At 50.4% G+C, this 18562-nt stretch carries 19 protein-coding genes; 4 read left to right on the top strand and 15 right to left on the bottom strand.

Features of this window, described 5'->3' with window-relative positions; translation table 11 throughout:
- The 7 genes from ribBA to ABWV76_RS07310 all read right to left on the bottom strand — a co-directional run bounded on the left by ribBA (position 1) and on the right by ABWV76_RS07310 (position 6312).
- Complete coding sequence (gene ribBA, locus ABWV76_RS07340; protein WP_020414509.1) at positions 1-1113, bottom strand: bifunctional 3,4-dihydroxy-2-butanone-4-phosphate synthase/GTP cyclohydrolase II; 1113 nt, start codon at positions 1111-1113, stop codon at positions 1-3.
- 100 nt (positions 1114-1213) lie between these two features.
- Positions 1214-1876: a riboflavin synthase gene (locus ABWV76_RS07335; RefSeq protein WP_020414508.1), complete on the bottom strand. Its 663-nt coding sequence runs from the start codon at positions 1874-1876 to the stop codon at positions 1214-1216.
- A complete protein-coding gene (ribD, locus tag ABWV76_RS07330; protein WP_020414507.1) occupies positions 1876-3021 on the bottom strand; it encodes a bifunctional diaminohydroxyphosphoribosylaminopyrimidine deaminase/5-amino-6-(5-phosphoribosylamino)uracil reductase RibD in 1146 nt (381 codons plus the stop codon). The genes ABWV76_RS07335 and ribD overlap by 1 nt, the downstream gene beginning before the upstream one ends.
- A complete protein-coding gene (gene nrdR / locus ABWV76_RS07325; protein ID WP_020414506.1) occupies positions 3018-3485 on the bottom strand; it encodes a transcriptional regulator NrdR in 468 nt (155 codons plus the stop codon). Before nrdR ends, ribD begins: the two co-directional genes overlap by 4 nt.
- Before the next feature lie 170 nt (positions 3486-3655).
- Positions 3656-4924 carry a serine hydroxymethyltransferase gene (glyA, locus tag ABWV76_RS07320; RefSeq protein ID WP_020414505.1) on the bottom strand — a complete coding sequence of 423 codons (1269 nt, stop codon included), beginning with the start codon at positions 4922-4924 and terminating at the stop codon, positions 3656-3658.
- 219 nt (positions 4925-5143) lie between these two features.
- A complete protein-coding gene (locus tag ABWV76_RS07315; protein WP_083922772.1) occupies positions 5144-5638 on the bottom strand; it encodes an outer membrane beta-barrel protein in 495 nt (164 codons plus the stop codon).
- A gap of 182 nt (positions 5639-5820) precedes the next feature.
- The gene (locus tag ABWV76_RS07310) at positions 5821-6312 is read right to left on the bottom strand and encodes an outer membrane beta-barrel protein (protein WP_020414503.1); all 492 of its coding nucleotides are present in this window, start codon (positions 6310-6312) and stop codon (positions 5821-5823) included.
- 506 nt (positions 6313-6818) lie between these two features.
- Between ABWV76_RS07310 and ABWV76_RS07305 the strand changes: the two genes are divergently transcribed.
- Complete coding sequence (locus ABWV76_RS07305; RefSeq protein WP_020414502.1) at positions 6819-7394, top strand: hemerythrin domain-containing protein; 576 nt, start codon at positions 6819-6821, stop codon at positions 7392-7394.
- 40 nt (positions 7395-7434) lie between these two features.
- A complete protein-coding gene (locus ABWV76_RS07300) occupies positions 7435-7878 on the top strand; it encodes a SpoIIAA family protein (protein WP_282952412.1) in 444 nt (147 codons plus the stop codon).
- 101 nt (positions 7879-7979) lie between these two features.
- Here ABWV76_RS07300 and fnr (ABWV76_RS07295) read toward each other — a convergent pair whose 3' ends face one another.
- From fnr (ABWV76_RS07295) to ABWV76_RS07285, 3 genes are all read right to left on the bottom strand, one after another.
- A complete protein-coding gene (gene fnr, locus ABWV76_RS07295; RefSeq protein ID WP_026305221.1) occupies positions 7980-8717 on the bottom strand; it encodes a fumarate/nitrate reduction transcriptional regulator Fnr in 738 nt (245 codons plus the stop codon).
- A 300-nt stretch (positions 8718-9017) separates the two neighbouring features.
- On the bottom strand, positions 9018-9323 hold the full coding sequence (locus tag ABWV76_RS07290) for a hypothetical protein (protein WP_353375646.1): 306 nt from the start codon (positions 9321-9323) through the stop codon (positions 9018-9020).
- Positions 9301-9702 carry an SDR family NAD(P)-dependent oxidoreductase gene (locus tag ABWV76_RS07285; protein WP_353375645.1) on the bottom strand — a complete coding sequence of 134 codons (402 nt, stop codon included), beginning with the start codon at positions 9700-9702 and terminating at the stop codon, positions 9301-9303. Before ABWV76_RS07285 ends, ABWV76_RS07290 begins: the two co-directional genes overlap by 23 nt.
- 212 nt (positions 9703-9914) lie before the next feature.
- Between ABWV76_RS07285 and ABWV76_RS07280 the strand changes: the two genes are divergently transcribed.
- Complete coding sequence (locus tag ABWV76_RS07280) at positions 9915-10937, top strand: adenosine deaminase (RefSeq protein WP_353375644.1); 1023 nt, start codon at positions 9915-9917, stop codon at positions 10935-10937.
- Between the two features lie 63 nt (positions 10938-11000).
- On the opposite strand, the gene fnr (ABWV76_RS07275) is transcribed toward ABWV76_RS07280, so the two are convergent.
- The 5 genes from fnr (ABWV76_RS07275) to ABWV76_RS07255 form a co-directional block, all read right to left on the bottom strand.
- Positions 11001-11729, bottom strand: coding sequence for a fumarate/nitrate reduction transcriptional regulator Fnr (fnr, locus tag ABWV76_RS07275; protein WP_020414498.1), 729 nt, complete (start codon positions 11727-11729; stop codon positions 11001-11003).
- A gap of 70 nt (positions 11730-11799) precedes the next feature.
- Complete coding sequence (gene hemN, locus ABWV76_RS07270) at positions 11800-13185, bottom strand: oxygen-independent coproporphyrinogen III oxidase (RefSeq protein ID WP_157533605.1); 1386 nt, start codon at positions 13183-13185, stop codon at positions 11800-11802.
- A 121-nt stretch (positions 13186-13306) separates the two neighbouring features.
- Entirely contained in the window at positions 13307-14005 is a 699-nt protein-coding gene (locus tag ABWV76_RS07265) for an OmpW/AlkL family protein (RefSeq protein WP_040629129.1), read from the bottom strand.
- Positions 14006-14409: 404 nt separating this feature from the next.
- Entirely contained in the window at positions 14410-15318 is a 909-nt protein-coding gene (gene mmsB / locus ABWV76_RS07260) for a 3-hydroxyisobutyrate dehydrogenase (RefSeq protein ID WP_020414495.1), read from the bottom strand.
- Positions 15319-15388: 70 nt separating this feature from the next.
- Positions 15389-16495, bottom strand: a complete 1107-nt coding sequence (locus ABWV76_RS07255; protein ID WP_353375643.1) for an enoyl-CoA hydratase/isomerase family protein — start codon at positions 16493-16495, stop codon at positions 15389-15391.
- 181 nt (positions 16496-16676) lie between these two features.
- Here ABWV76_RS07255 and ettA point away from each other — a divergent pair, with 181 nt between their 5' ends.
- The gene (ettA, locus tag ABWV76_RS07250; protein WP_020414493.1) at positions 16677-18341 is read left to right on the top strand and encodes an energy-dependent translational throttle protein EttA; all 1665 of its coding nucleotides are present in this window, start codon (positions 16677-16679) and stop codon (positions 18339-18341) included.
- The last annotated feature ends 221 nt before the right edge of the window (positions 18342-18562 follow it).

Raw genomic sequence — 18562 nt, 5'->3', positions numbered from 1 at the left:
TTACTCTTCGGCGTTCAGATACTCTTCCACTTCCAATTCAAATCCGGAAATGGCACTGAACTTAAACGGTGCACTCATCAGGCGCATCTTGCGTACCTTGAGGTCACGCAGTATCTGAGAACCTGTGCCCACCTGCTTGTAGACTAGGTCCTGGCTGGGGCGCTGCTGCTTGCCGCTGATCAGCCAGTCGATACTTTCCTCAATCTCTTCGGTGGTTTCGTTGTGGCAGATAAGCACCACAACGCCTTTACCTTCTTTCTCAATACGCTGCATTGCGCGGCGGAAAGTCCAGGGGACAAATTTTTCGTCGCCTCGGCGAATTGTGAGTACATCACGCAGTGTATTGCCCACATGCACCCGCACCAGAGTCGGCTCTTCCGGAGTGGGATCCCCTTTAATAAATGCGAAATGTCTCTCCCGTCGTGCTTTATCGAGATAGGTGCGCAATTTGAATTCACCGAATTCGGTACGCACTTTGCGCTCATTAACACACTCAACGGTCTTTTCATTCAAAGCGCGATAGGTAATCAGGTCGGCGATAGTACCGATCTTGAGATCGTGTTCCTTAGCAAACTTTTCCAGATCCGGGCGGCGCGACATAGTGCCGTCTTCATTCATGATCTCAACGATCACAGCGGCGGCCTCAAAACCCGCCAGACGCGCCAGATCGCAGCCTGCCTCGGTATGGCCCGCGCGGCTCAATACGCCACCAGGCTGGGCCATAATCGGGAAAATATGGCCGGGTTGTACGATATCACTGGGCTTGGCATTCCTGCCCACTGCGGCGCGTACGGTGCGCGCTCGATCTGCGGCAGAAATACCGGTAGTAACCCCCTCAGCAGCCTCAATAGATACGGTGAAGTTTGTACTGAACTGGGCACCGTTTTCCCGCGACATCAGCGGCAGGTCCAGTTGCTCACAGCGCTCCTTGGACATGGGCATACAAATCAGTCCGCGGGCATGGGTAGCCATAAAATTGATGTCTTCGGCGCGTACCTGCTCCGCCGCCATCACCAGGTCACCTTCATTCTCACGATCTTCATCATCCATCAGGATCACCATTTTGCCCTGGCGGATATCATCGATCAGTTCTTCAACCGTATTTAATTCCATTGTTAACTCTGGATAAATTTATCAATTGCTAATTGAGCGGCTATCCCTGCTATTCACTCCCACCCGCCCTCACTGGCGCGGCATGCCGGGATGAAACCGGCTAGCGCTTGTAAAACCCATGCTGGGCGAGAAACTCAAGAGTCATACCCTCATCGCTGGATTTGGCTGCTTTATCACCGAGTAACAAGCGCTCCAGATAGCGTGCAATAAGATCTACCTCGAGGTTGACCCGGGTACCTGCGCTGTAGCTTCCCATAATGGTTTCCTGCAGCGTATGCGGCACAATCGTCAGTTCAAACTCTGCACCATCCACCGCGTTGACTGTGAGGCTGGTGCCGTCAACAGTGATCGACCCTTTGTGCGCAATATAGCGGGCCAGATTTTCCGGCGCGCGCAAACGAAAGCGCTCGGCCCGGGCCTCGGATTTGCGCCACACAACCTCACCAATGCCATCCACATGGCCACTGACAATATGCCCACCAAGGCGGGTTTGCGGGGTGAGAGCTTTCTCCAGGTTAGCTCGATCGCCTTTTTTCCAGCTACTGACACTGGTGACGTCGAGTGTCTCTGCAGAGACATCCGCCCAGTAGCCATCGCCAGGCAGATCCACTACTGTCAGGCACACGCCATTGGTTGCGATACTGTCCCCAAGCCCGACATCGGTAAGATCCAGCTTGCCACTCCTGACGCGCACACGCAGATCTCCCCCTTGGGGCTGCAGCTCGGCGATTTCACCAACAGCTTCAATAATTCCGGTAAACATCAGCGCTCAATATCGGTAGTTGCAGTGATACGCCAGTCGTGACCGACGGCGCGCATATCAGTGATCGTGATCGGCAGCACCGAGCCCATACGCTCAATTGGCAGCTCGAATAGCGGCCGCGCCGTGCTGCCGAGCAGCTTGGGAGCCAAATAGACTATCAGCTCATCTACATGGCCGCGATACAGGAACTCACCGGAGAGGGTCGCACCACTCTCCACCAGGATCTCATTACATTGGCGTCGCGCCAGCTCCTCGAGCAGAGCGAGCAGGTCCACCCTCCCCTCTTTGTCCTGTGGCAGAATGATGACTTCAGCACCTGCCCGTTCCAGGCGCTCGCGACGCTCCGGGTCCGCACGCTCGGTGGTGCACACCAGTGTGGGGGCATCGCCCTGTAAAATAAAGGCTTTTGCCGGGGTGCGCAGCTGGCTATCAACAATCACCCGCAGTGGCTGTACCTCAGCTGCCTGTTCAGCAGCGAGCAGCTCAAGGGCCATTTCATCGGCGCGCACATTTAAGTTTGGGTTGTCGAATCGCACTGTTTCTACACCGGTCACAATTGCGCAACTGCGTGCCCGTAAACGCTGTACATCGGCACGCGCCGCAGGTCCGGACACCCACTTGGACTCACCACTGGCCATCGCCGTACGTCCATCCAGGCTCATCGCAGATTTACTGCGCACGAGAGGAAGCCCCAAAGTCATCCGCTTGATAAAACCCGGATTGAGCGCGCGGCACTGATCCTCTAAAAGAGGCCCCTCCACTTCTATATTGGCATCGCGTAGTTTTTGTAGCCCCTTGCCACCCACCCTGGGGTTAGGATCCTGCATTCCGTATATCACACGAGAGACACCAGCTTCGATCAAGGCCTCTGTACAAGGGCCAGTGCGACCAGTATGGCTACAGGGCTCCAAGGTCACATAGACCGTAGCACCCCGGGCTCGCTCTCCTGCATCGCGCAGGGCTTCAATTTCTGCATGGGGCTCACCAGCACGTTGATGCCAGCCCTCGCCGACAACAACACCCTTACTATCGGTGATCACACAACCCACACGGGGGTTGGGCATAGTGGTATACAGCCCACGCTCCGCCAGTTGAATAGCTCGGGCCATCAGGGATTGGGGTGTATTTACAGCCACTTGAATCATTTCCGTTGGGTTTCCTTACTGGTCAGGCGCTCAATCTCTTCACTGAAGTCACTGACATCCTCAAAGCGCCGATAGACCGAAGCAAATCGCACATAGGCCACCTGGTCCAATTCCCGCAGCTGCTCCATAACCAGTTCACCAATAGCGCGCGCCGGCAGTTCGCGCTCACCAGTCGCCTGCAAAGCATGCTTGATTTGAGATACTGCAGATTCTACCCGCTCAGTGCTGACCGGGCGCTTTTCCACCGCACGCTGAATACCCGCACGCAGCTTATCCTCGTTAAACGGTTCGCGTTGACCGTTTTGTTTGATTACCCGCGGCAGAAGTAATTCCGCTGTTTCAAAAGTGGTAAAACGCTCGTGACACTCAAGGCATTCGCGCCGGCGGCGCACTTGGTCGCCCTCGGCCACCAAGCGGGAATCGACTACTTTGGTTTCTTCTGCGCTGCAGAACGGACAGTGCATGTGGGATCGTCCCCAGGGGAGTGGAAAATGGGCCGCAGTTTACCACAGCCGTTGCACTGTGTGTCTGCGCGACGCACCGCACCGGTGCAGTCGGCCAGACAGGTTAAGAACGGGCATGTACTTCCATAAAAAAAGCGGCCAACAAGCCGCTTTTTTAACTGGAAGAGCTATCAGGCCTTCTTGTACACAGGAAATTGCGCACAGATTTCAAGAACCTTCTGCTTCACTTCGGTAATAGTGGACTCTGCATCACCCTTTTCCAAGGCATCGAGAATGTCACAAATCCAATGAGTCAGTTGCTGGGTTTCCTTCACACCGAAGCCACGGGTAGTAATCGCCGGGGTCCCAACACGCAGGCCGCTGGTGATAAATGGAGAGCGCGGGTCATTGGGGACTGCGTTCTTGTTCACCGTAATGTTTGCATTACCCAGGGCCTCATCAGCATCTTTACCAGTGTATTCTTTACCAATCAGGTCCACTAGCATCAAGTGGTCATCGGTACCACCGGAAACGATATTGATACCACGATCCAGGAAGGTCTCCGCCATTGCGCGAGCATTCTCTACCACCTTCTTCTGGTAAGCCTTGTATTCAGGGCTCATCGCTTCTTTAAAAGAAACCGCTTTAGCTGCAATAACGTGCATCAGCGGGCCACCCTGACCACCGGGGAATACGGCGGAGTTCAGCTTCTTCTCAATTTCTTCATTGGCGCGCGCCAGGATAATACCTCCGCGTGGACCGCGTAGGGTTTTGTGAGTCGTAGAGGTTACTACATCCGCATGGGGAATCGGCGAAGGGTACTCTCCAGCAGCAACCAGGCCAGCAACGTGTGCCATATCGACAAACAGGTAAGCACCAACCTTATCCGCAATCTCACGAAAACGCGCCCAATCCATTACACGGCTGTATGCAGAGAAGCCGGCAACAATCATCTTAGGCTTGTGCTCGAGAGCCAAACGCTCCACTTCCTCATAATCTACTTCGCCAGTTTCCGGGTTCAACCCGTATTGGACCGCGTTGTAAATCTTGCCTGAGAAGTTGACTCGAGCACCATGAGTCAGGTGACCACCATGGGCCAGACTCATTCCTAAAACGGTGTCTCCTGGCGCGCATAACGCCTGGTAAACCGCAGAGTTAGCTTGAGAGCCGGAGTGAGGCTGCACATTGGCATAATCGGCACCGAAAAGCTCTTTGGCGCGCTCAATCGCCAAAGTTTCCACCTTATCCACATACTCACAGCCACCGTAGTAACGCTTACCCGGATAACCCTCTGCGTATTTATTGGTCAGGCTGCTGCCCTGGGCTTCCATGACTTGCGGGCTAGTGTAGTTCTCGGAGGCGATCAGCTCGATATGATCTTCCTGGCGAGAGTCTTCTTCCCGAATGGCTTCCCAGATTTCGGGATCGTAAGAAGCGAGTGTGACTGATGAATCAAACATGGTGTTCCCTCGGTAATGCGGGCTGAGTAGAGTTTTGTGTAGCTCGGTACCACTTTGCTCAGGTCTTACAGCTTGGCTTCTGGCGCCAATCGGGCCACATGGACTACTCAAAGAATCCTGAGCATTTTAGAAAGGCGCGCATTGTACACCAAGGGCAAAGGGATTGCGCAAAAACGAAAACGCGGCCATTTGGCCGCGTTTTCTTTTAGCCATATCGGCTTAGAACCTCACAATCAGGGAGCCAGACCAATAATCCACATCCGCCTCAATAAAAGTGTACTCAGTTTCAAAGATGACTTTCTCTGACAGCTTGAAACCAGCTCCGATACCAGCAGAGGCACCGCTGTCGGAATACTCACCAAAGTAGTCTACATCCAGTTCCTCATGGAGATAACCCAGACGCCCTTTCATGTAAATATCACCTTGCGTGCGATAAGTAGCATATAGCGCCTGCGTGGCGAGGGAGTAGTTCTCATCTCCCCAGTAATAGTCATACTCACCCTCAACCAGAGAGTCAGTAAGCTCAACTTCAATTCCCCAGCCTGAGTTCGAGGTGTAACCAGCGCGGATACCGGCATTAAGGGGACTATCTCCACTGGCATCAGTATTCATCACACCGAAAACACCACCGACATATGCACCTTCTGCCTGTGTAGTCGCTGAACAAACCAAAGCCGCAGCTACAGCCAAAACCTTAAAATTAAAACGCATCATCTTCCCCCTACCTCTGAAGATATAAAAACGGGCGGATTATAGGGGGGCATGCAATGTATGCAAGCACTTACTTAAATGCGCCATAAAAAGCCAAGTGTGAAATAGAAAAATCACTAGAAGTACTTAAGACGCGGGCGCCAAATGTAAAATTAGGCCTCGCTACAATGTCACCTGTTGAAAAATTAAAAGCGATAACTAAAAGCCCCGGACAAAAATCCTACATCTTTTTCGAGGATGGTGTACTCCAGCTCAAAATTACTACTGGCACCAAGAAGAAATCCAATACCTGCCCCAGCAGTAATACCAAAATCGTCACTGTTATCACTGCCCACGGTGACATCCTCATATAGCAGCCCCAAACGCCCTTTGAAGTAGATATCACCAAGTGTTCGATAAGTTGCATAGCCAGCCAGACTATACATATCCACATCCACTTCTTCCCCAAGGACTTCTACCTCACCACTTATCAAGGAGCCAATATATTCAACTTCAACTCCCCAGCCCGATACCAGGGAGTAGCCAGTTCTCAATCCAACCCCCGTGGGATTATCAACCCCCTTGAAGTCAAAATTCATTGTCCCGACAGCAGCCCCCCAATAACCCCCTTCCGATAATGCCGCAGAAGACAATAGTGAAAGAATACCGGCGACTATAAATTTTGTAATTTTTTCCATGGATATTCCCAAATTTGCCAAACGCTTAACTAATTAATAGTGAAATAACCACTCTTATCCTGTCCACCATCCAAATATCTATAACTATATGTCACTTAGATCAATACAAGCGGCATGAAATAAATAGTCATACTCATGAAAAACATAAAATATCTATTCAAATTCTTATGAAGAACAATCAGTCGAAGATTAGCGCAAAAGAAAAGAGCGGATTTGAATTGAAAGTAGGCGTGGATTAGTAAACGGTCAAATTAATATCCATCAATATTATTCAAAATAATACCAATGACTGACTAACCAGTAGATTTAACCGACAAAAACAATGTTCCAAATTAATACTGCTTTCAATCATTACACATAAGGAGCGAGGGAAGCAGTAAAAGAATAGGTATATTGCATTATATTCCTCTCTTCATCCTACAAACTTTTCCTCACTTGATCCAAATCAACTCTCGCTTGCTCATCCCAGCAACAATATAGCCAGAAACTGATCGCGGAGGTCTGGGATGAATACCATCTATCGGCAACTGTGCTGTGACCACAAACATATGCAGCAAATGCTCAACGCTTTTGAGCAGTTATTGCTGGATCTATTTGGACGCAGCGACCGCGACCCTAACACATTGACGTTAATACTTGATGCGCTGGATTATTTTTCGGTCTACCCAGATAAATACCACCATCCAGTTGAGGACTTGATACTTGCCCGTCTCCTGACCAAACCAATACATGGGCGGGATGCCATCTATGAGGCACAAATGCAACACGAGCAAATTGCAGCTGCAACCAAACATATGTGCGCACTATTTTATGCTGTTGCGAATGATGCGATGGTAGAGCGAAGAGTATTACAGGGCGCCAGTAACAACTATTTACAACTTCAACGCAGCCATATCAGCCTGGAGAATTCAGCGATTTTTCCCCAGATAGAACAATACCTAGACGCTGAAGATTGGAAGCAGATAAACAAACAAGTCGCGGAAATCAAAGACCCGCTTTTTGATGAGAATGCAAAAAAAATCTACGAATCTTTGCGTAACTACCTGGTACAACCAGAAACCGCAGAGAAAGCCCTCGCTTAAGGTGTAAAAAAATTACTACTAATGAATCAAAGGAGGAAGCATGAAAACTAAACGCCACGGCATTTCAATTGGCATGGAGCGTATTGATAATGATTTCTTTCTCTATATCAAGGCAATTGGCCAGTTGACCCATGAAGATTATGAGCATATTACGCCATTACTTGAGTACGCCCTCGAAGGCGTAAAAAGCCCACAAGTACAAATGCTAATTGACCTCAGGGATTTCGAGGGGTGGGGATTACATGCAATTTGGGACGAATTCCAACTGGCATTAAAACACGGCAATGAATTCTCCCGGATCGCCGTACTTGGGGATGAAGAGTGGCAGGAAATCGCCACCAAAGTAGGAGGATGGTTTATGAGTGGTGAAGTGCGCTACTTCGAGGAGCAGCACAAGGCCATGGATTGGCTGTCACAGGCAACAGAAGAAAAAGTTGAAAAAAGTGAGGCCAGGGAAGATTTAGCTTTCTCCACACACTCCTGATAAGTAGTGGATTAAGGGGGCGTTTTCGCCCCCCTTTTTTTGTCACTAATTTTAACTATCCACCTGGTGCATGAAAAAGTGACCCAACCCTCTAGGAATAACTACTCTACATTTTCATTATCAAAGCCACAATGAGTTCCGGCTACTTCACTAAGCCCAAGTAAATCCACAATTTTTACAACTCTGCCATCCGCCTTAATCAGCCCTTCTTTCTGGAAGCGAGAAAAAATCCGGCTGACTGTTTCAGCGGTAAGACCGAGGTAATTGGCAATATCTGTCCGCGGCATGGAGAGGATGAATTCGCTGTGAGAATATCCACGACTGGCATAACGACTGGATATGTTGATCAGTAAAGCAGCTAGACGCGTATCCGCCGAGCGTTTACCCAACAGCATCAAAATATCATTTTCCTGACGTAACTCCTCGGAAAAAATACTGTAGATTTGTTGCTGTAATGCCGGAACTTGTTGCGCGAGTACTTCCAATTGCGCAAACGGTAAAAGACAAACACTACTATCCTCCAAAGCTTCAGCATAACTGGAGTGAAGACGCTTACTGTAGGCATCAAGACCAAGCAACTCTCCAGGAAGAGCAAAATGGGTGACTTGGGTATCCCCATCTGAGGCTATTACGACACTTTTAAAACTACCGGAACGGATTGCGTAAAGATTTTGAAATGGATCGCCTGACCGGAACAAAGCCTCACCAGCTTTGACGATTTTTTTCCTGCGGGTGACTTTTTCCAGTCGATCAATATCCGTCTGAGACAAGCCAGCAGGAAGGCATAGACGCCTGACTGAGCAGTTACTGCAACTTACCGCCACTGATGAATCTATCATGCCTAAGCGACCGGTTAACAATTTGCGGCAATTGTACCCACTCCTCCAACAAGCGTCTTTAGCTGAATTTCAAAAAACAAAAAGTGAAAAAAATTTCCTATCGGACATTCAGTCAAGCGTTCAATTTCCTTAAAAATAGCGTGTAAAAATTTAAGAATTATTTTTTACACAAAAGAATCACGGCTGACCACTAATATCTTTTCTGTATGCTTGGCCTTTCTGTCGTTTAATAAAAAAACCCGCTACTAGAACTACCACTTTCAGTGAACTGATGACCAGCCAGACAGCATGGCATGCTATTCACAACCATCCCTTGCTGTTTTTCCCTGTTGGATCTATTTCGGTTTTGAGCTTACAAAACTCTTCTGCCCATGCAGAGGTGCGAATACGCACCGCTGCCTTCTTACTCTCTATGATCTCCAAAACCACCTGTGCAACTTGGTCAGCGCTCTGGTAACGCCTTGCAGTTTGTTCTGGAGTCCGCTTGTGGATACGGGAGAAGTACGGCTCGAATTCCCCCCCATAGCCCCCTTCCGGCATTCCTTCATCCAACTCCAACTGCGAGAGGATACTATTGGCAAATTCAGAGTGGATACCACCTGGCACTACAGCACTTATAAGATAGAACCGCCTTGGTACTGGGTACTACCCAAGGTAATTCACATCCATTATCCGTTGGGGTCTCCTCGTCACTGGCCATTTCAGTCGTTTTGACAAACCCAGCGCCAGTATTAGTGACCAGGTTATCAATCCGGCCCTGCTCCCTGACAACAGTCTCAACACAGCGCTGCACGCCCTCGATGCTCAGAACATCCAGTGCCAAGACCCTGAGATTCCCTCTATTTCCAGTCCTCTCTTTCAGGAAGCCTGCCTTGGTGAGGTTACTCATGGTTGTATAAACGATATATTCCTGCGCGGACAGTTGCAGAGCCAGATTGAAACCCAACCCGGTAGATGTCCCACTATTCAAAGTAACCTTTCCCATTTATCGATTCCTAGAATTTAATACAAATGTAAACCAACCAGTGTATTTTATGGTATACCAAAAAAGTAAACCGATTCGTTTACCTTGTAAATAAACAGAGACCACTGCTCCACTTTTCAGCTACCAGTGAGAAGCTGATACCATTAGCCGCAATTGAAACGGCATGCCTTATGGTCCATGTCCCAAATCCCTGCCCAGGTAAAGTTATTTCTATGAGCATCGCTGATCCAGATTTTATTAAAGCCCTGCCCAAGGCAGAGCTTCACCTGCACATTGAAGGCTCCCTGGAGCCAGAACTCATGTTTGAATTGAGCAAACGGAACAATATTGAAATCCCATTCAATAGTGTTGAGGAAATCAGGGCTGCCTATAAATTCCATAACCTGCAGTCCTTTCTGGATATTTATTACCAGGGTGCCTCAGTCCTGATTCATGAGCGTGACTTTTATGACCTGACAATGGCTTACCTCGAGTGCTGTCAGGAGGATAATGTTGTACACACAGAGATTTTTTTTGATCCACAAACCCACACAGAAAGGGGGATCGATATCGGCGTGGTCATTCGTGGAATCCACAGTGCCCTCAAGGATGCGGAAAATGAATGGGGTATAAGCAGTCATCTGATTCTCTGCTTTCTTCGCCACCTGAGTGAGGAGGAAGCTATCGCAACCCTGGAAGCAGCCAAACCTTACCTCGATTTCATTAAGGGGGTTGGCTTGGACTCCTCAGAACTTGGCCACCCACCAGTTAAATTCCAGAATGTTTTTGCTATGGCCAAAGAACTGGGCCTGGAGCGTGTCGCCCATGCAGGGGAGGAAGGGCCGGCAGAATATATTAAAGAGGCTCTCGATATACTCGATGTTAGCCGTATAGACCATGGGGTTCGCTGTGTGGAGGATAAGGCTTTGATTAATCGCCTTAAAGAAGAAAAAATTCCACTAACTGTATGCCCCTTGTCCAACACTGCACTTTGCGTCTACGATGATATGAGCGAGCATCCGATCCTCAATCTGCTTGATCAAGGGCTCTGCGTTACAGTAAATGCCGATGATCCAGCCTATTTCGGCGGCTATGTCAACCGAAACTACCTGGCTCTAAGCGAAAGTCTGGGGATGACCAGGGAGCAGGCAAAACAACTGGCTCTAAATAGCTTTAAAGCCAGTTATATTTCCGAAACACAAAAACAGAAATGGGCGAAAGCAATTGCTTCAATTGAGACAGTCGCAGAGCTTTAATTAATTTTCTGTTCCAATTAAGGGATTCTTGAGGGGCAACCGAATATTCAGTTGCCCCTCATATTAATCCTCATCGTAACCGCAATGGGTCCCGGCCAATTCACTGAGCCCAACCAAATCTAATATCTCCACCGCCCTACCACTCACTTTAATTAAATTCTCACGCTGAAAACGTGAAAAAAGTCGGCTAACTGTTTCTGCAGTCAATCCCAGGTAATTCGCTATATCAGTTCTTGGCATAGACAAAACGAATTCACTGTGGGAATAACCGCGACGGGAATAGCGACTGGAAATATTAATCAGTAGAGCCGCCAGGCGAGTATCGGCTGAGCGCTTGCCGAGTAACATCAGAATATCGTTTTCCTGACGTAGCTCCTCGGAAAAAATACTGTAGATTTGCTGCTGCAGGGCTGTCACCTGATGGGCCAATAACTCCAACTGGGTGAACGGCAACAGGCAGACACTACTGTCCTCAAGTGCCTCAGCGTAGCTCGGATGAACCCGACTGCTATAGGCATCAAGTCCCAGCAATTCTCCTGGCAAAGCAAAATGAGTCACCTGCGTATCACCATCAGCAGCAATCACAGCCGTTTTAAAACTACCGGAGCGAATCGCATAAAGGTTGGCAAAAGGGTCGCCAGAGCGATAGAGGGTCTCCCCTGCTTTTACTATTTTCTTTCGGCGAGTGACCTGCTCCAGTCGATCAATATCCGCTTGAGATAATCCCGCGGGCAGGCATAAACGTTTAACGGAGCAGTTACCGCAACTAACCGCTACTGAGGAGTCAATCATACTAAACCAGCCGGTAAACTAATTTGCGGCAATTGTACCCGCTGTAAAAGCGATCGTCTCCTGTAGTTACTTAAAGAACCCGGGAATATTGCGCATCGGTATGCTGATTATGTAAATAAATATCGAAAGCTGAAGCCACATTGCGTACAAACCACCGCCCTTGATCAGTAACAGTAATATTGTTTTTATCCTGGTAAATTAGACCATCCTCAAACATAGGCTGCAGGCGTTGGAGCTCTTCATAAAAATAATCATCAAAAGGAATCCCCACCCGACGCCCGGCTTCGTTTTTGTCCAGGCGCAGACGGCACATTAACTCTGTTATAGCCCACTGGCGCAAACGGTCTTCTTCACTCAAAAACCATCCTCTGCAAGACGCATTACCCCGCTCTCCTATAGCCTGGGCATACTCTTTCAAGCGATGCAGGTTTTGCCAGAAACCATCTCGGCTATAGCTAATCGCCGAGGCCCCAAGCCCCACCAAGGCGTCGGCAGGCATCAAGGTATAGCCCTGGAAGTTTCTTTGCAGCATCCCGCTATGGGAAGCCTTTGCCAGCTCATCTCCCGGGCGAGCAAAATGGTCCATACCCAAGAATTCATATCCAGCGCGTCCCAGGTGCTCTACTGCGGCCAATTGCATAGCCACTTTTTCTGCGGCTGATGGAATAAGGTCAGTATCGATCAGGCGCTGCGCTTTAAAACGATGGGGCAGGTGTGCATAGTGATAAAGTGCAATTCTGTCAGGCTGCAAATCCAATACTTTATCCAGGGTACTGTGCAGGCTGTAAAGATTTTGTTTTGGCAGGCCGTAAATCAAATCATAGGAGATAGACTCAAAACCCCGTTCGCGCGCCGCAACTGTCAATTCAGTAACCTGGTCAGCACTGCAAATACGGTTAATTGATCTCTGTACTTCGATATCAAAGTCCTGAACTCCCAGGCTCAAGCGGTTAAATCCGAGTTCCCGCAGGGTATCCAGCGTCTCCAGTTCCAGGGTACGTGGATCGGCCTCAATACTGTATTCCACCCCATCGCCAGGATGGAGGTTAAACACCTCACCCAGCCCTTCCATCAAACGCCGCATATCTCCATCACTGAGGAAGGTGGGAGTCCCGCCCCCCAGGTGCAACTGGGTTACCGGTACCTGCGCTACCTTGTCTCGATACCAACGAGCTTCTCGTAGCAGGTTGTCAAGGTAGCTGGAGGCGAGGCCATATTGAGAGGTAATAACTTTATTGCAAGCGCAGAAATAGCAGAGTGAACGGCAAAAGGGGATATGAACATAAAGAGAGAGGCTGCGAATATCCTGCAAAGCTTCCCAAGGCCTAATATTGCCATCCAGTGGTTTGAACCGGTCTGCTGTAGGATAGGATGTATAACGGGGGCAGGGCCCGCTATAGCGGGACAGCAACTCTTCTGACAAGCCACCCATGTTACTTTTGGTTTCCTGCATCATATTCCTACAACCTCAATCAATCGTTTGCGACAGCCCCCCCGCACAAACTAAAAGGCAGCCACCGAGTTCCTTTTAAGAAAACCGCAGCGACTGCCCCATCCCAAACTAGAGTGTCGCTACCTTAGAAGCGGTAGCCCAGACCCGCCATATAAACCAGCGGATCGATATCCACTTTAGCGGTGATATTACCCACACCCGGTACCTTGACGGTGGCATCGGTATCGATATCCATCCAGAACACGGAAACATTGAACAACCAACGCTGGTCAGCGCCAAAAGCGAAGTCGACGCCAGCTTCTGCAGCCAGGCCGAAAGAGTTATCCAGGGAGAGCTTGGCGTCCCCAGTGGCATTAAGCAGCTCTTCAAACTTCGCATCTGCAGTGCTACTAATTTCCTCATCGAAGAAAGCGGTGTAGTTCACACCGAGACCAACGTAGGGCTGGATTGTGGACTGAGTATCCATCGGGTACCACTGCACCAACAGAGTCGGCGGCAAGTGCTTGGTTTCACCCAGCTCAAAAGTGTCTCCGAGGCCTTCAGCTTGAATTTCATGAGTGAAAGGAGTTGCGGCTACCAGCTCCACACCCCAATGATCGCGGAACATATACACACCGGTCAGGCCCAATGCAGAGCCATTATCCACATCAACACCAGTATTCGGGACAGCATCCCCATTGGCAAAAAGTGTGCTGGAACTGGTGTCGGGCGCTACAGTGGCCATACCACCACGCAAAATAAAGCTACCCTCTTCGTAGGCCAGTACTGGGGCAGAGAGTACGGCGGTCAAGGCGGCTGCTGCATAAGCAGTTTTACGATTCATCAACTTCTCCATATAGCGATTTGGCATTTTTCCCGACTCAGGAAGGGCCCCCTCCAGGCACAATCACAAGTCGCAGGAAGGTTAACCCCTGGCTACAAAAACGGGCTTGATCCAAATCAAGCTGTCGAATTTAGTAGATTTAAAACCAGCAGTTCACCAGCTGCAGTCATGTAACCGGGCTTGAAATCAGGGCACGTCCCAAGGCGGGCGGAGGAAGATAGCGAGAGCGGCGCGGCTAAGGAATGGTGACAACTGAGCTATTTGATACCTCTTCTCTATTTTGCGAACCAGTACCAATTTTTAGCGTTAGGTGACAGGCATACCTCACCGGTGCGCCTGTCATTTTGATATAGTTTCCGGGTCTTGCTGGGGCACGGAAAACCTATATCAATTGAACACACAATTTACCAAGTCAGGGTTCCAGCGGGCCTGCGGAACATATTCTGAATACTGGAGAAATCGAGCTGTTGATTTTCTTCACTCGCCCCGTGAAGCTGATACAGGTTTTTGGCCAGCGCTCCCATAGGCGTAGAAGAGGCGCTGGTGGAAGCCGCATCCATTGCGAGCCCCAGGTCTTTCAACATTAACGCTACACTAAAGCCACCTGCATACCCCTTTGCTGAAGGTACATTTTCCATGGCGCCAGGATAGGGGTTGTAATTGGAGAGCGACCAATTATTGCCTGAACTCTCCTGCATAATCTCACTGAGGACCCTGGGGTCCAAACCTTTATCCACACCCAACTGTAAAGCCTCTGCGGTGCCGGTCATATGAATCGCCAACAGCAGATTGTTACAGATTTTGGCTACCTGCCCCGCACCAGCCCCACCCGCATGAAATATTTTCTTTCCCATAGCCTCTAGAACTGGCCGGGCCGAATTCACAACTACCTCATCGCCACCGCACATAAAGCACAGTGAGCCAGCTGCCGCTGCCGCAGTCCCACCGGAGACAGGTGCGTCAATCGCACGTAATCCTCGCTCATGCGCAGCGCTACTCACAGTAGAGGCATCTTCCGCGGATATCGTTGAGCAATCAATAACCAGAGTGCCAACCGGAAGTTGTTGCAAAAGGCCCTGATCACCGAGGTAGAGCCCTTTGACAGCCTCACCACTGGGTAACATCGAAATCACAACATCCGCACCTTCAGCGGCCTGAAGTGCTGTATCACAAGGAATACAGCCATCCTTATGGGCTTGAACCAATGCCGCGGAATTTAAATCGAAAGCAGCTACTCTGAAGCCTGCCTTTGCCAAATTGGCAGCCATAGGGCCACCCATATTACCCAGACCCAAAAAGGCTATTTTTTCCATAAAAGCCACTCCGTGTTTTGTTGTTTATATTCCGGGCATAAAGCGGCCAGGACGCTTGTTAACAGGCTTTCTATAAATCTATCAACGGATGATCGCTATCCCAGGGACCCACAAAGCAATCTGCCACTTGCTGAGAATTCATTTCCCCTAGGGATGCCGGTTGCCATTTAGGTGCGCGATCCTTATCAATCAACAGGGCACGTACCCCCTCCTTAAAGTGTCCGCTAGCGCAAAGATTAACTGCCAGATTCAACTCCATACGGAAAACATCGGCAAGAGACAAATGGCGTGCCCTGCGCAACTGCTCCCACACTATCCAGGGTGTTAATGGCGAGCCTCCCGCCAGGGTAGCAGCAGCGCGCTGTAACCATTTATCCACTCCCTGATACGTAGTGACAGCCGCACAGACCTCCGGCAGAGTCGAGAAATCCGTGAGCTGTTGAATTTGATCATAATGCTCGCGCAACGCCGATTCCGGCCGCTGCAGAGGAGATAGTTCGAGCCCTTTAAGGCAATCACCCACCAGCTGATGATTCACGGTGCAATCCGCAACAAAATCCAGCACCGATAGGGACTGTAAAACCGACTCACGCTGGTCTTGGGCAATAATTCGGTCCGCCATCCCTGCAAACAGGGCGTCGGCACCATTAAACTGGGCACCGGACAGGCCGAGGAAAAGCCCTAGACGACCGGGCATACGATTAAGGAACCAGCTCCCCCCCACATCGGGAAACAGGCCAATGGTAATTTCCGGCATCGCCATTCGCGTAGTTTCAGTCACAATGCGATGGCTCGCACCAGCCATAATGCCAATACCGCCTCCCATCACAATACCCCCACCCCAGACCACTATCGGCTTGGCATAAGTGTGTATCTTGTAATCCAAACGATATTCACGGGAGAAAAAATCAGTGGTATAGCGATAATCCGGCACTTCACCATAAGATGTCGACTGCTGATATAGCGCCACTACATCACCACCGGCACAGAGGGCCTTATCGCCACGGCCCTCAATCCAAACCGCCGCTATATCATCGTCTTCAGCCCAGGCGTCCAACTGGGTGGACAGCAGATCAATCATCTGCAGATTCAAGGCATTCAGTGCCTTGGGCAGGTTTAGGGTCGCGACCGCCAATGCGCCGCGCCGGGAAAACAATACCGGGGAATCCTGATCCATTGTTATCCGTCTTATTGCTCTTGTACTAGTTAGCGTCGCAGTTAAGCACATATCAGATTCGACGTCAGCCACACGCGAGTACAGCGGTGACAGGTACTAAGGTGCAGTTGCACTTTTTACGTAAACTGATAAGTTGCGCGCAAAATCTGAGCGATTGCAACACCCAGTTACGGAACCCCAAATGGCTGAATACGTATACACCATGAACCGGGTGGGCAAAGTAGTGCCCCCCAAACGCGAAATTCTGAAGGACATCTCCCTGTCTTTCTTCCCCGGCGCCAAAATCGGCGTACTCGGCCTCAACGGCGCCGGTAAATCCACCTTATTGCGCATTATGGCGGGGGTCGACCAGGACTTTAACGGTGAAGCCCGCGCCATGCCGGGTATTAAAGTCGGCTACCTGCCCCAGGAACCGCAACTCGATGCCAGCAAGACCGTGCGCGGCAACGTAGAAGACGGTGTACGCGAAGCCATCGACGCCCTCGCCGGCCTGGAACAGGTCTACGCCGATTACGCCGAGCCCGATGCGGACTTCGATGCCCTGGCTAAGAAACAGCAACAGTTCGAAGATATTATCCAGGCCTGGGACGCCCACAACCTGGAGCACCGCCTGGAAGTCGCCGCAGACGCCTTGCGCCTGCCGCCCTGGGATGCAGACGTCAACAACCTGTCCGGCGGTGAGAAGCGCCGTGTGGCCCTGTGCCGACTGTTGCTGTCCCGCCCGGATATGCTGCTGCTCGACGAGCCCACCAACCACCTGGATGCGGAATCCGTGTTCTGGCTGGAGCGCTTTCTGCACGACTTCACCGGCACTGTGGTAGCCATCACCCACGATCGCTACTTCCTCGACAATGTTGCCGGCTGGATTCTGGAGCTGGACCGCGGCCACGGCATCCCCTGGGAAGGTAACTACACCACTTGGCTGGAACAGAAAGAAAAACGCCTGGAGCAGGAGCAGCGCGGCGAACAGGCGCGCGCCAAAGCCATGCAAAAGGAACTCGAGTGGGCCCGCCAAAATCCCAAGGGCCGCCAGTCCAAGAACAAAGCCCGTCTGTCCCGCCTGGAAGAAATGCAGTCTCAGGACTTCCAGGCCCGCAACGAGACCAACGAAATCTACATTCCGCCCGGTGAGCGTCTCGGCGATAATGTGATTGAGTTTAAAGAGGTGAGCAAAGGCTTCGGCGAGCGCCTGCTAATCGACAATCTGTCTTTCCGCGTGCCCAAGGGCGCGATTGTGGGTATCGTCGGCGGTAACGGTGCCGGTAAGTCCACCCTGTTCCGTATGATCAGCGGCACCGAGCAGCCGGACTCCGGCGAAATCAAAATCGGTGAAACCGTTAAGGTCGCTTACGTTGAACAGGGCCGTGAGAATCTGGACGACAGCAAGACCGTATGGGAAGCCATCTCAGACGGCCACGATATGCTCAAGATCAACAGCTATGAAGTGGGTTCACGCAACTATGTTGGCCGCTTTAACTTCAAGGGCAGCGACCAGCAAAAACGCGTAGGCGAACTCTCCGGTGGTGAGCGCGGACGCCTGCACCTGGCCTACACCCTCAAGCAGGGCGCCAACGTACTGCTGTTGGACGAACCCTCCAATGATCTGGATATCGAAACCCTACGCGCCCTGGAAGAAGCCCTGCTCAACTTCCCCGGCTGCGCTCTGGTAATCTCGCATGATCGCTGGTTCCTAGACCGCGTCGCCACCCATATCCTCGCCTATGAGGGTGAGAGTGAAGCGGTCTTCTTCGAAGGTAACTACACCGAGTACCACGAAGACTTTGTGCAGCGCAAAGGTGAGGATGCAACACCTCATCGGATGCATTATAAAAAGCTTAAGACTTGAGAATAAAAAAGCCCGCTTCTGCGGGCTTTTTTAATTCACATACAAGAAGTGCAACATATACTCAAGTAAAATAAAATTCTGGCCATACATCAACAAATATAGGCGCCTTTTTTGGTGACTAACCGCTCATGAGAAGATATATAAACCTTGCCTTATTCATATTGTCGACCTCTAAATAAGATTTAAACATTGTCAACTCTATAATTCTGTTTAAAGTACTA

It is taken from the genome of Microbulbifer sp. NBRC 101763 (genome assembly GCF_040371615.1).
GTDB lineage: Bacteria > Pseudomonadota > Gammaproteobacteria > Pseudomonadales > Cellvibrionaceae > Microbulbifer > Microbulbifer variabilis.
This window is presented reverse-complemented; position numbering and strand designations above follow the sequence as displayed.

What these genes read in the sequence shown, in the direction of transcription:
- ribBA (WP_020414509.1), bottom strand. Translation starts at nt 1,113, where the DNA reads ATGGAATTAAATACGGTTGAAGAACTGATCGATGATATCCGCCAGGGC.
- ABWV76_RS07335 (WP_020414508.1), bottom strand. Translation starts at nt 1,876, where the DNA reads ATGTTTACCGGAATTATTGAAGCTGTTGGTGAAATCGCCGAGCTGCAG.
- ribD (WP_020414507.1), bottom strand. Translation starts at nt 3,021, where the DNA reads ATGATTCAAGTGGCTGTAAATACACCCCAATCCCTGATGGCCCGAGCT.
- nrdR (WP_020414506.1), bottom strand. Translation starts at nt 3,485, where the DNA reads ATGCACTGTCCGTTCTGCAGCGCAGAAGAAACCAAAGTAGTCGATTCC.
- glyA (WP_020414505.1), bottom strand. Translation starts at nt 4,924, where the DNA reads ATGTTTGATTCATCAGTCACACTCGCTTCTTACGATCCCGAAATCTGG.
- ABWV76_RS07315 (WP_083922772.1), bottom strand. Translation starts at nt 5,638, where the DNA reads ATGATGCGTTTTAATTTTAAGGTTTTGGCTGTAGCTGCGGCTTTGGTT.
- ABWV76_RS07310 (WP_020414503.1), bottom strand. Translation starts at nt 6,312, where the DNA reads ATGGAAAAAATTACAAAATTTATAGTCGCCGGTATTCTTTCACTATTG.
- ABWV76_RS07305 (WP_020414502.1), top strand. Translation starts at nt 6,819, where the DNA reads ATGAATACCATCTATCGGCAACTGTGCTGTGACCACAAACATATGCAG.
- ABWV76_RS07300 (WP_282952412.1), top strand. Translation starts at nt 7,435, where the DNA reads ATGAAAACTAAACGCCACGGCATTTCAATTGGCATGGAGCGTATTGAT.
- fnr (WP_026305221.1), bottom strand. Translation starts at nt 8,717, where the DNA reads ATGATAGATTCATCAGTGGCGGTAAGTTGCAGTAACTGCTCAGTCAGG.
- ABWV76_RS07285 (WP_353375645.1), bottom strand. Translation starts at nt 9,702, where the DNA reads ATGGGAAAGGTTACTTTGAATAGTGGGACATCTACCGGGTTGGGTTTC.
- ABWV76_RS07280 (WP_353375644.1), top strand. Translation starts at nt 9,915, where the DNA reads ATGAGCATCGCTGATCCAGATTTTATTAAAGCCCTGCCCAAGGCAGAG.
- fnr (WP_020414498.1), bottom strand. Translation starts at nt 11,729, where the DNA reads ATGATTGACTCCTCAGTAGCGGTTAGTTGCGGTAACTGCTCCGTTAAA.
- hemN (WP_157533605.1), bottom strand. Translation starts at nt 13,185, where the DNA reads ATGATGCAGGAAACCAAAAGTAACATGGGTGGCTTGTCAGAAGAGTTG.
- ABWV76_RS07265 (WP_040629129.1), bottom strand. Translation starts at nt 14,005, where the DNA reads ATGAATCGTAAAACTGCTTATGCAGCAGCCGCCTTGACCGCCGTACTC.
- mmsB (WP_020414495.1), bottom strand. Translation starts at nt 15,318, where the DNA reads ATGGAAAAAATAGCCTTTTTGGGTCTGGGTAATATGGGTGGCCCTATG.
- ABWV76_RS07255 (WP_353375643.1), bottom strand. Translation starts at nt 16,495, where the DNA reads ATGGATCAGGATTCCCCGGTATTGTTTTCCCGGCGCGGCGCATTGGCG.
- ettA (WP_020414493.1), top strand. Translation starts at nt 16,677, where the DNA reads ATGGCTGAATACGTATACACCATGAACCGGGTGGGCAAAGTAGTGCCC.